The 12,164-nt window shown below is 48.5% G+C and carries 12 protein-coding genes; 11 read left to right on the forward strand and 1 reads right to left on the reverse strand.

Annotation, left to right across the window (positions count from 1 at the left end; translation table 11 throughout):
* Positions 1-175 precede the first annotated feature (175 nt).
* From Q0438_RS08555 to Q0438_RS08605, 11 genes are all read left to right on the forward strand, one after another.
* On the forward strand, positions 176-340 hold the full coding sequence (locus tag Q0438_RS08555; RefSeq protein WP_299190142.1) for a hypothetical protein: 165 nt from the start codon (positions 176-178) through the stop codon (positions 338-340).
* A gap of 161 nt (positions 341-501) precedes the next feature.
* Complete coding sequence (locus tag Q0438_RS08560; RefSeq protein ID WP_299190144.1) at positions 502-876, forward strand: hypothetical protein; 375 nt, start codon at positions 502-504, stop codon at positions 874-876.
* Positions 877-1,133: 257 nt separating this feature from the next.
* Positions 1,134-1,718 carry an outer membrane beta-barrel protein gene (locus Q0438_RS08565; RefSeq protein ID WP_299190146.1) on the forward strand — a complete coding sequence of 195 codons (585 nt, stop codon included), beginning with the start codon at positions 1,134-1,136 and terminating at the stop codon, positions 1,716-1,718.
* A 222-nt stretch (positions 1,719-1,940) separates the two neighbouring features.
* Positions 1,941-4,223, forward strand: coding sequence for a 5-methyltetrahydropteroyltriglutamate--homocysteine S-methyltransferase (gene metE, locus Q0438_RS08570; protein WP_299190148.1), 2,283 nt, complete (start codon positions 1,941-1,943; stop codon positions 4,221-4,223).
* Positions 4,224-4,401: 178 nt separating this feature from the next.
* Positions 4,402-4,602, forward strand: coding sequence for a hypothetical protein (locus Q0438_RS08575; protein WP_299190150.1), 201 nt, complete (start codon positions 4,402-4,404; stop codon positions 4,600-4,602).
* Between the two features lie 2 nt (positions 4,603-4,604).
* A complete protein-coding gene (locus Q0438_RS08580) occupies positions 4,605-5,162 on the forward strand; it encodes a hypothetical protein (protein WP_299190152.1) in 558 nt (185 codons plus the stop codon).
* A gap of 498 nt (positions 5,163-5,660) precedes the next feature.
* Positions 5,661-7,184, forward strand: a complete 1,524-nt coding sequence (locus Q0438_RS08585) for an MBOAT family O-acyltransferase (RefSeq protein ID WP_299190154.1) — start codon at positions 5,661-5,663, stop codon at positions 7,182-7,184.
* Positions 7,185-8,735, forward strand: a complete 1,551-nt coding sequence (locus tag Q0438_RS08590) for a DUF459 domain-containing protein (RefSeq protein ID WP_299190155.1) — start codon at positions 7,185-7,187, stop codon at positions 8,733-8,735.
* The gene (locus Q0438_RS08595) at positions 8,728-9,765 is read left to right on the forward strand and encodes a GDSL-type esterase/lipase family protein (protein ID WP_299190157.1); all 1,038 of its coding nucleotides are present in this window, start codon (positions 8,728-8,730) and stop codon (positions 9,763-9,765) included. The genes Q0438_RS08590 and Q0438_RS08595 overlap by 8 nt, the downstream gene beginning before the upstream one ends.
* 412 nt (positions 9,766-10,177) lie before the next feature.
* Positions 10,178-10,888 carry a metallophosphoesterase gene (locus tag Q0438_RS08600; RefSeq protein WP_299190159.1) on the forward strand — a complete coding sequence of 237 codons (711 nt, stop codon included), beginning with the start codon at positions 10,178-10,180 and terminating at the stop codon, positions 10,886-10,888.
* A 150-nt stretch (positions 10,889-11,038) separates the two neighbouring features.
* Positions 11,039-11,272: a SelT/SelW/SelH family (seleno)protein gene (locus Q0438_RS08605; RefSeq protein ID WP_295098848.1), complete on the forward strand. Its 234-nt coding sequence runs from the start codon at positions 11,039-11,041 to the stop codon at positions 11,270-11,272.
* Between the two features lie 272 nt (positions 11,273-11,544).
* Here the strand turns inward: Q0438_RS08605 and efp are convergent, their stop codons facing one another.
* On the reverse strand, positions 11,545-12,111 hold the full coding sequence (efp, locus tag Q0438_RS08610) for an elongation factor P (protein ID WP_299190160.1): 567 nt from the start codon (positions 12,109-12,111) through the stop codon (positions 11,545-11,547).
* Positions 12,112-12,164 lie beyond the last annotated feature (53 nt).

The raw sequence follows: 12,164 nt of genomic DNA on the forward strand, positions 1-12,164 counted from the left end.
TTTTTTTGTCACATATATTTTGTAATATTTATATACAGGCAAATTTATGGTTAATTAAACATATTTTAGAAAAATATTATTAAATACTTACTCTATAGAAACATAATCGTCTTTAGTATTATTATATCGTCGCCTCTTGCTCCAATGCCGCACTCTTGATAGCGTGCCGCAGGAGATGAAGGGCTCGGCCGCTGCTCTCATCGGCTCGCTGCAATACGGCAGCGACATCCTATCCTCGGCGATGCTTGCGGCGTTTTGGGCGGGTACGCCGTGGTCGATGCCTTGGATAATAGCCCTGTTTGTTTGGTTAAGCGCGCTTGTGGCGTATTTTAATAAGTAAATTTTAAATTGCGGCGAAATTTTATAATTTGTCGTCGCGTTTGGTTCTGTTTTAAACAGACGAGCGGTTTCTTAAATTTAAACTCTAGCTAAATTTAGACCGAAATTTTTAAGTAAACTTTGCTATAATCGCCGAAATTTTGAAAAAACCGAGGAGAAAATATGAAACTAATTTACGCTACTTGCGTGCTCGCCGTGTTTGCTTCGGCTCAGACCGAAACTGTGCAGGTGCCGGACTTTGCTAAAAGCTCGATGAAGACGCATGAGCAGGCCGAGGAAAAACTAATCGCAAATGCCCTAAAAGGCGATCTAAGCCAGATCGCAAGCGACCTGAAGATCGATAAAACGCTAAAGGGCGGCGAGTCGCTTGTCATTAACGGCGCGCATTACAGAACGATCGAGGGCGACAGCACGCAGTGGAAAGAGGGCGATGCCGTGCGCCTGCTAAGCGGCAACAAGGACGGTAGGTGCCTAAGCTCGATCATGCTCAATCTGCGCACGAAAACCGTCTGTAAATTTATGTGCGACGCGTATTAAATCGCGTAAATTTCATACTTCATAGCGCGAGTGAGATGGATTAAATTTTGATTTCCTCGCGCGTTGGAGATAAATTTATCTCCTTTAGTCCGCAAATAAGCAATTGCCCTCCTTTTTATATTTTAAAACAATCTGCACACATTCCTGCCATGTCTAATATAACCTATCTACGGAGCGCCTTATTTACTTTAAATTTAGACCGCGTTTTATAAGCTAACGCTAACATAGCGGTTGAAATTTCACCGAAAGGAGTAAATATGAGAAATTTTGTTGCAAAAGCATTGTTGCTTAGTTCTTTGGTTGCGGCGAGCGCGATGGCGGAGGGGCTTTTCGTGGGAGGCGAGGCCGGCTACAATTTCAAAAACGAAGCTGCGGGTTTTGATGACGGACAACCGCAAATCGGAGTTAAGGCCGGATACGACTTCGGTACGTTTAGGGCTTACGGCGGGTATTTTTATGGATTTAAGGGCGAGGATTCCAGCTCAAACGCCCATGCCAAAAAAAAGGTTAAATGGAGAACACACGATTTCGTAGGCGGCGCAGATTTTACGCCGGAGCTTTTCGGCAGATTTAAGCTTGTTTTAGGCGCTTACACCGGAATTTCGGTGCTAGATACCGAGGTTAAGATAGACTATAGAGACGGCAGCTGGGCCAGAGCAGACGATACGCTAAGCGGCTTTATCTTGGGCGGCAAGGTGGGCGCCTTGTATGAGTTCGCCTCTAATAGCGAGATCGAAATGGGATTTAAAGCAAGCAAGGCTTGGTACAAGGACGGCGATTATATCGAAGATAACGACGGCAAAAAATACGGAGTTTACGCTGGATACAACTATAAATTCTAAATTCTTGGAATTTATTCTTACGGTTCATCCGCTCCCGATTATCTGAAATCGGGAGCTTTTACTAAAAATCCATAAAAGCGAATCCAGTTTAAATTTACGCCGCTTATGCACTACTATAAAATTTATCTGCTTTGTGAGATTAGATTAAAATTTTAATAGCGGCAAAAGAAATTTTAAGATAAAATCCAACCTTTAATACCAAATTTTACGTAAAGGATTAAAATGAAAAGTTACGTCACGGGCTTTCCGCGTATCGGAGAGCAGCGCGAGTTAAAGAAGGCTTTGGAGAGCTATTGGGCGGGCAAGTGCGATTATGACGCGCTGGAGCGGGTCGCCGCAGAGCTAAAAGATCGTCACATCAAATATCAGTTGGACGCCTGGAGTGGTCTAATTAGCGTAAACGACTTTTCATACTATGATCTGATGCTCGATACCAGCGTGCTTTTCGGCGTGATCCCGCAGCGCTTTGCGACTCTTTCGGCGCACGAGCAGTATTTTGCGATGGCGCGCGGCAGCAAAGACGCAGTCGCGATGGAGATGACGAAGTGGTTTAACACAAACTACCATTATATTGTGCCTGAGATCTCTGCATATACAGAATTTAGCCTAAATCCTAGTAAAATTTTAAGCGAGTACAAGGCTGCGAAGAATAACGATTTTAAGGATTCCTGCGCGCTAAAGATAAATTTAATCGGACCTATTATCTATCTTGCGCTTAGTAAATCAAGCGACAAAAGCGATCCACTCGCGCATTTAGATGCCCTTGTCGCGAAATACGAGGAACTGCTAAAGCTTCTTAGCGAGCTTGATAACGAGGTCGTAGTTCAGATCGATGAGCCGATCTTCGTAACGGATCGTGCGGCTGAGTTGGCGCCAAAGATCGCACCGATTTATCAGCGCCTAAGCAAGGTCGCAAGCAACGTAAAAATCATCTTTATGACCTATTTCGAGCATGCGACCGAGGCCGTGCGCGAGATAGTAAAGACCGATGTTTGGGCGATCGGGCTTGATTTCGTTTACGCAAGCGAAGAGAATATCAAAAAAGAGCTTCAAATTTTAAAAGACGCCAAGACCGTGCTTTTTGCGGGCGTGATCGACGGGCGCAATATCTGGAAGAGCGATATCGATAAAAAGCTAGCTCAGCTCAAAGCTATCGAAGCCTACGTGCCTAAGGAGCGCATCTACGTGGGCACCTCCTGCTCGCTTTTGCACGTGCCTTTTACGCTAAAGTACGAGGACAAGCTAAGCGCTGAGATCAAATCTTGGCTAAGTTTTGCGGTCGAAAAACTAAGCGAAATTTCGATTTTGACCCATCTTTTCTTTGAAATTCCGATGTGCGAGCACGGCATGAAAGCTTACGAGCAGAATCAAAAATCCGCCAAAACTCGCGCTAGCTCGCCGCTCATCCACGACGAGAAGGTCTCTGCGCGCGTGAACTCGCTAAGCAAGCTTGAGCGCACCGATCGCTACGAGGATCGCATCAAGGTGCAGAAAAAAGAGCTTGGATATGGAATTTTACCTACCACTACGATCGGCTCATTCCCGCAGACTGCCGAGCTTCGCCAGGTTCGCAACGCCTACAAAAAGGGACTTTTAGCGCGCGAGGATTACGAGAAGCAGATCAAAGCCTATATCGACGACTGCGTCAAATTTCAAGACGAGATCGGCCTGGACGTGCTGGTTCACGGCGAGCCCGAGCGCAACGATATGGTCGAGTATTTCGGCGAGCAGATGAGCGGATACGCGTTCAGCGCCAACGGCTGGGTGCAGAGCTACGGTAGCCGTTGCGTGAAGCCGCCGCTACTTTTCGGCGATGTGAGCCGCCCGAATCCGATGACGGTAGAGTGGATCAAATACGCTCAAAGCCGCACCAAAAAGATTATGAAAGGCATGCTAACGGGGCCGGTTACGATCATGAACTGGAGCTTCGTGCGCGACGATAAGCCTAGAGAGCAGATCGTAAAACAGCTTGCGCTCGCGATTTTTGATGAAATTTCGGATCTGCAAGATGCGGGTATCAAGATCATTCAGGTGGATGAGGCGGCGTTTAAAGAGGGCTATCCGTTACGCGCGGAAAATATCCCTGCGTATGAAAAATTTGCCGTCAGCGCCTTTAAGCTCGCCGTTAGCGCAGCCAAGGCGCAGACGCAGATTCACACGCATATGTGCTATTCGGAGTTCAACGACATCATCAAAACGATCGAGGCGATGGACGCCGACGTCATTAGCATCGAGACCGCTCGCAGCGGCAACGAACTGCTTAAAATTTTTAGATCGGTCGGATACAAGCAGGAGGTCGGTCCTGGCGTTTACGACATCCACAGCCCGCGAATTCCTAGCGTGCATGAGCTCGTAAGCCAGATCCGCGCGCTACTTGAAGTGCTTCCGAAAGAGCAGCTGTGGATCAACCCGGACTGCGGCTTAAAAACTCGCAAATGGGAAGAGGTGGAGCCGAGCTTAAAAAATATGGTCGAAGCGGTAAGGATCATCCGCGCAGAGGCATAAATTTCTCGCAGAAAAGACTTTGCTGTCGGGCAAATTTCCACCCGGCAGCCGTTTCGCGATAAAATTCCGCGCTAAATTCTATTTCAAATTTCAAGGCCCGATCGGCGCGGAATTTTAAAATTCGGGCTTTTAAATTTAGCATTCGTTGTTTTTATAATCAAAATTTTTAGGAGCAAAAATGAAGGTAAAAGTATTTGCTGGCGCGGCTATTGCGGCGTTTGTACTGTGCGGCTGCGGCGAGGATAACGTAAAGATCGTCAAAGAATACACGCTGCCGCAACAGAAGTCCATGACTATCGCAATGCAATCGACGGCTCTAGCGAGTGCAATAAGGTATCTTGGCAGGATATCGGCGTCAAAAATAGTATCCAGGTGGTGAAGATGACTTGCGAAGTAAGCCCCGAGGTGTTAAAAGCGGAATTTGACAAGGCTAACGCAGCCTATGAAAAGGCATACGCTTCGGAGGCGGAAAGCAAAGAAAAGCGTTTACAAAATAGCTTAAAATACGCGTCTGATAGTTATGAAAGGTTAAAAACGCAAAGCTCGCCGCAGTTTGATAAAGATAAAATTCTACAAACCGCAAATAAGTTTTACAAATTTGACGAAGAAAAGAGGAAGAGTCTTTCATTCGGCTCTCAGGTCAAATGCGACGACGATGCCCTGCAAAAGGAGATCGCAGAGGTTTATAAGCTTAACGCAAATAATTGGAGTTATGCTAATTTTTTAAATTTAGTAAAAGATGTCGCAGCAAGCTCTCAAAGACCGGTGAATGTGCTATTTATCGACAAGCCCGTACGTATCACGTCGCGCCAGATAGAGATAAAATTCATCGTAAATACCGATAAGAGCGTCGATGTGGACCGAGCTGCGATGATGATCGAAGACGGCAATAGCAAAGAGATCGGAAGCGGAATTATAAGAAAATTTTACAAAAGATAGCGTTTCGATTGCGCTGCGCCGCGAGCGCTCAAATTTTAAATTTATGCGGCGCGTTTTGCGGATAGCTCGCGCCACGAAAATTGGAATTTAAACGCGAGTTAAATTTGCGTCGTTATGCTAGAAATTTTAAATCGCTAAATTAAAATTTACATTATCGCGTTAGAATGGCTAAATTGCGAGCCAGAGCTTTGGGCGGTATGAAATTTTGCGAATTTGTACTTAAAATTAAGAGTTGAGATTTTTACTTCATAAGGCGTAGAATTTTGATAAGCTCCGTTGCGAGCGGATTTGATGCGATGAAAGCTCTGTAAATTTTCGCAGCCGTTTTTGTAAGTAGAATTTTAACGATGCTGCGGAATTTTATATGGCGGCGGAAATCTGCGGCGGTTTTTATTTTTGAAATTCCGTGCTAAATGCCGCAAAGATTTTGGCTGGGCGTTGTAGGCGCACATAAATTTCATGCCGTAAGCGCCTTAAAATTTAAATTGGAAAGATTGAATGACATTTTTTTCACCCGAGTTCGTCCTTGCTTTTCTATTGTTTTTAATGATCTACTGGGCGTTTCGGAGCTCTGTTTTAATACAAAAAATTTTAATCCTTCTAGCAAGCTACGGCTTTATGTGCTCCATAAATCCGCACTTTGCGCTACTGCTCGCAGCTTACAGCATGTTTATCTATTTTGCGGGAGTGTGCATCGGCTACGCAAACCGCGTATCCGTAAGGATCAGCCTGCCCGCAAAGCACTCCTCGCGCAAGAAGCTTTCGCGCAAAGCTGCGGCGAAGCAGGCGCGCAAAGCCAAGCAAGCGCAGCAGATCGCCGCACCAACCGCAAAGGCGCTCGTAGTTATGCTCGCGGCGGTCGCGGCAAGCCTATTTTTCCTCGCATTTTTTAAATATTACGAGTTTATAAGGGAAGCCTTCAATGCCTTTTTGGGTGCGCTGGGTATCGCCGCCGTCGATAGCGTGGCGTTTCCGCTCGGGATTTCATACTACGTTTTTATGTCGATCACCTATCTCGTGTCGGTTTATAGGCGCGAGTGCGGCGAGCGGGGCTTTTTGAGCCTGGCGTGCTTTTTGGCGTTTTTTCCTAGCGTTGTGATGGGCCCCATCGGGCGCGCAAGCGCGGCGAAGAGGATCGAGCCCGTGCTTCCGCAGTTTGACGCGCCCAAACGTTTCGGCAACGCGGATGAAATTTACGTGCTCGTCATCTTTTCGCTCATTAAGCTGCTGATCGTAAGCTCCTATCTCGGCTCCTACGTAAGCGGCTTGTTTTCGGGCGTTTACGGCGACGCGCCGGAGTCCTCCGCGGTGCAAATTTTAATCGCCGTTTTGCTCTACGGCGCGGTGCTCTATACGAATTTTAGCGGCTTTATCGATATGGCTCGGGCGCTGGGGCTTGCGATGGGCTTTAATTTGCCGCAAAATTTCAATATGCCCTACGTCGCCAGGAGCTTGGGCGAGTTTTGGGACCGCTGGCACATCAGCTTATCTACTTTCATACGCGACTACATCTATATCCCGCTCGGCGGCTCGCGCAGGGGTTTTGCGCACACCTGCTTCAATTTAATCATCGCGTTTGCGCTTTCGGGCATCTGGCATGGCGTGGGGTTAAATTTTTTGATCTGGGGTCTTCTGCACGGCGCGGGGATCGTGTTTTTAAAGTGGCGAGCGGAGCTCGGCGCAAGAGCACTGAACCCTCATCTGGCGCTGTTTTGCACCTACGCCTACGTTAGCTTCGCGTGGATATTTTTTGCCAACTCCTCTTTTAGCGACGCTATGGCGATTTTCAGCGGTTTTGCGCGCGCGCAGGCATTTCACGACATAGGCGAGCCGGCGGTGCTCGCAGCGGTTATCGCGGGCATTTTCGTCTATCCTAAAACGGCGGGGTTGCAGGGCTGGCTGGTAAAATTTTTCTCTGGCGTCTCCTTCCTACCGAAAGCGGTGCTGCTGGGCGCGATTTTCACGCTCATTTTCGCGCTGATGCCGAGCGGGATTCCAAATTTTATCTACGCGGGATTTTAGATGGTTAAATTTATTTCGACGATATTTTTTGCACTGATTTTTGCGGCGTTTTTTATGCAAAATTCCTTGATCTACTATTTGGAGCAGAGATTTCACAACGATTTCGGCTTGGAAGAGGCGCTGCGCGGCAGCTCGTTTGCCAAAGGCGGCGAAATTTACGAAGCTCTTAGCGAGCGAGCGCAGGGTTTTATGGATCGCGCGCAAAAGCTCGCCTCGCGGCAGGACTTAGAAGAAAGCGAACGCGACGCCGAAATTTCGCGTAAAGCTCAGCCTGAAATTTACGGCGCGCAAGATCTGCAAGAGGAGAAAAATTTTAAATCGCAAAATTCCGCGTCGCAAAGCTCTGTTTCTAGCTCTGCGGCAACGGTTTCCGCGCAAAGCCAGGGGCGCGAGGCCGCTATTCAAAATTCTGCGCGCGCGGAGCAGGCGCTGCAAAATTCCGCTACAGATCAGGCTTCAAATTCTGAGTCTAAAATTGCGAAATCACAAGTCGCGGAGCTGCAAAATTTAAACCCTCAAAGTTCCGATCCGAAAAATTCGGAGGCGGAAAATTTAGCTTCTAAAAATTCCGAGCCGCAAAATGCGGAACCAAAAAATTCTGCGTCCGATAAGATCGCCTCGCTAGAGCCGCAGTTGCGAGAGTTTCAGACGCTGGCAGTGCAGACGCAAACGGGCGCGGATCTAAATTTAAGCGGCGAGGGCTCTGCAGCCAGTGACCTCTTCGCGCGCGCTTCGTCGTCTGATGATCTAAATTTAAGCGGCGAGGGCCCTGCGGATCAAAACTCCTCTGCACCGAGTCTTGCGCAAGCAGCGGAGTCTTGCGGCAGCGGCGCAGTTTGCGAGCTAAACTCTACGGCGCAAAATTTTGCTTCGCAGGCGGGGACGAATGTGCCGCAGGGCGCTAAAATTTTACTCACCGCAGACGGCAAGATCCGCCTAAATCAGGGCGACGGCGTGCTTTTTATCGGCGACAGCCTGATGCAATACGTGGGGATGAACGCTAAGAAATTTTTCCCGAAGCGAAGCCTAAAGGTGATCGATCTTAGCAAGCAATCGACGGGGCTTGCGAGTAAAAAATCTTTCGATTGGCAAAAGACGCTAGATACCGCGCTTAGCGAGAACGGCGGCGTTAAGCTCGTAGTCGTGCTGCTGGGCGCCAACGACGTCTGGGAGTACCGCGCAGGCGGCAAGACCTACGGTATCAAAACGCCGCGCTGGCGGGAGTTTTACGCCTCAAGGGTGCGCGAGATCTACGATACGGCGCACTCGCACGGCGCTGGGGTGTTTTGGATCGCGATGCCGTGCATGCAAAAGGCCGATTTTGAGGAGAAAATAGAAATTTTAAATAAAATTTACGCGGGCGCCAGCGAGGAATTCGGCGGGTATTTCATGCAGACGAGCCCTTTCGTGTGCGAAAACGGCAAGTTCAAAACCTACCTAAAAAGAGGCTCCTCTCTCGTGCGCGTGCGCCAAGACGACGGCATCCACATGAGCAAAGAGGGCTGCGAGAGCGTCGCGAAAGAAATTTTATCAAGGATAGAAGTTGAGTAAATTTATTACGATTTTAATGGCCGCCTTGCTATGCGGATGTGCAGCGCGCGGCGATGCCGCAGGCGGTGCGCCGTACGCGGGGTATGGGGTGAAATTTTTCGGCGATTCGCATCTGGGCAGCGACGCGCTGATAGATGCTTTTAGGCGGAATTTCTTTGTGCAAAACAGCGTCGGTTTCGTGCCTGCGATGATGCCGAGGTACCACGCGAACGAAAACGTGAGCTTTAAACAAAAGGGCTTTGAGGTGATCTCATCTCGCACCGAACAGGATCCGGACTTCCCGCTTTGCGGCGTAATCGCGACGGCGAAAAACGGCGCGAGCGTTCAGATCGAGCTAAAGCAGCTTAGCGGTGATTTTGAAGTTGAAATTCTGCACAAAGACGAGGGCGGCGGCGAAATCTTTAAAGTGCGCGACGCAAGCGGCAAGAGCCTATATATCTCGCAAAAAGAGCAGGGCGCGTGGGAGTATTCGAGATTTAGGCTGAGCTTTCCGATCACGATCACGGCGCTTAGAGACGGCGCGAAGCTGGGCGGGTATAAAATTTACCGCAAAAACGCGCGCTTTGCCGATTCGTGCGCGAGCAACGGAGCGTTTAGCAACATCTACGAAAAGTGGGGCACGGGCGCTTTCAACAGGGATTTTGCGAAGCTAAAATACAATCTCGTAATCATCGCCTACGGCACCAACGACGCGATGGATCCGCGCTTTGACGAGCAAAAATTTTATCAAAGCATCCGCGGGCTTATCCGTAGCGTCCATTCCGCTAGCCCGGGCGCGAAAATCCTGCTCGTAGCGCCGCCGCGCAGCCCGAAGGTGCCGAGCGCTGCCAGGGCTAGCGCCGTGCTAGCCAAGCTCGCGCGCGATGAGGGGACGATGTTTTACGACGTCGCGGGGCTGATGAACGAGGACGGCGGCTGGAGCGGCTGGCGCAGCATGGGGCTCGTGCGCCCCGACGAGATCCATTTGCAAAAAGCGGGCTACGAGCGGATCGGCGCGGCTTTGGCGGGACAGCTGCGCAGCAAGCTCTAAATTTAATCTTTAAATTTACGCGGCTCGCCGTGAAATTTACGAAGCCCGTTATGGAGGTTGCGCAGTCCGCTGTGAAATTTCCGCAATCCGCTGTGAAATTTACAAAGTCCGCCGCTAAATTTAAAATTTGGCGGCAGCAAGCGGGGTTGCGCTTGCTTGGATTTCGCAGCTAAAATTCGCGCCGCGAAAGTTAAAACCGGAAGCCTCGGCTTTAAATTTGCGCGGTTACAGGCTTGGTGCTTGCGTTTTTAAAATTTCGTCGCCTAAATTTACGCTCTTAATCCAGGTTAAATTTGCGAAGCTACGACTCGGAGCGAAGGATCTGTGCGGTGCGTGCTGCATAAATTTAGCGCTTAAATTCCATTCGCACGGGCTGCGACAAAGCGCGGCGAGCTAAATTTAAAGGAAGCAGATGATATATCTTTGCGGCGATACGCACGGCATAAACGAGATCGGCAAAATCACGAACAAAGCCTTTACTAGCGGGCTTAGTGCCGATGATTTCGTCATCGTGCTCGGGGATTTCGGGCTATTTTGGAGCGAGCGGATAGACGAGTTTATGGCGCGTAAAAACATAGAAAGATATTTCCCCGCCACGCTTCTTTTTATCGACGGCAACCACGAAAATTTCGATATGTTGGATGAATTGCCGCGCGAGCGAAAATTCGGCGGTACCGTGAGCGTGGGCGGTGAAAACATATTTTGGCTGCGACGCGGTGAAATTTACGAGATCGCGGGGCGTCACTTTTTGTGCTTCGGCGGCGCGCTTAGCGTCGATAAGGCGCATCGGATACCGGGGCTTAGCTGGTGGGCGCGCGAGATTCCAAGCGAGGAGGAGTTTGCTTGCGCGATGCGAAATGCGCGCGATTTCATCGCCGCGGGCGGACGGATCGATGCGGTACTGAGCCACACGGCGCCGAGGTTTGCGATGAAATTTTTAAAAGAATACCTCTGGTGCGGCAAAAGTACTTTCGATAAAACGTCTGAGTATTTAGAGAGAATCTTTGAGCTCGTAAGGCCTGAGCGGTGGTATTTCGGGCACTTTCACGGCGATAAGAAATTCCACGCGCACGGCTGCGATTTTTATCTCTGCTACGATGAAATTTTAAAATTTGAGGGCTAGCCTTGAGCCCGCGGCAGCAAAATTTAAAGCTTGCAAATGGCGAAATTTTGCCCATAAATTTTAAATGCTGAGGCGCGCGAAATTGAGCTTTTATATTAAAATTTAAGCTAGTTCTGCTAGAATGTGGCACTTTTTTAGAAAGGAATAAAGATGAAGGTTGTAATTACTTATTGTAATTCTTGATCTTATAGACCGCAAGCTCTCCGTGTGAGAGATGAAATAACAAGCGTCTATAAGGATGCGGTTGTCGAGTTGGCCCCTGGTGGCAGCGGAGACTTTCTAGTAGAAGTTGACGGCAGAAAGCTTTTCTTCAATAAAGATTTTGCTAAGCCTCGTTTCCCAAGTGAAGGTGAAATTTTAAATCTAATTAAAGTTGCAGCCTAGCTCAAAGCCCGAAAGCGGGTCGCAAGATTTGCTTTTGGGCGTTTTTATACTCAAATTTCAAATCCGTAAATTTAATCGTAAAACCATCCTAAATTTGCCAGATCGGCGCTACGCAAAATTTAGATTAAATGATCTCGCATTTCGGCGAATTCGAAAAGCTATTTTAATCAAATTTACGCAACCGATGCGGTTTAAATTTATCGTCTGGAATTTATAAATTTTAAAAGAAAGAGGAATTTTTGCGAAATTTTAATTTCGCAAAAATAGAGAAGTTATTTGTTTGCTTTTTCGATATACTCGCCGCGGACGGTATCTACGCGGATGACCTCGCCTTCGAGCACGTGAAATGGGATCTGTACCACGGCGCCCGTCTCAAGCGTGGCGGGCTTTTTATTGCTGCCCTGTGTATCGCCGCGGAAATTCGGCGCGGTTTCTACGATCTTAAGCTCCACCACCTGCGGAACCTCGACGCCGATCGCTTTGCCGTTGTAAAACATAATGTCCACCATCATGCCGTCAAGCATCCATTTTTTCGCCTCGCCCACGTCCTCGTCGCTGATCGCGATCTGTTCGTAACTATCGGTATCCATAAACTGACACGCCTCGCCGTCGTCGTAGAGATACTGCATCTGCTTGTCCTCGAGGTTTGGCGCCTCGCATTTATCGCCGGCGTGGAAGGTCTTTTCAAGCACTTTGCCGTCGATGAAAGATTTGATCTTAGCGCGCACGAATGCCGCGCCCTTGCCCGGTTTTACGTGCTGATACTCTACGATTTTATACGGGATGCCGTCGATTTCGATCTTCAAACCCTTTTTTAAATCACCCATTGAATAAGCCATAAATTTCTCCTTAAATTGATAGGGCGCGATTATAACAAATTTTATTTTAAATT

The organism is uncultured Campylobacter sp. (genome assembly GCF_938030785.1).
Taxonomy (GTDB): Bacteria; Campylobacterota; Campylobacteria; order Campylobacterales; family Campylobacteraceae; genus Campylobacter_B.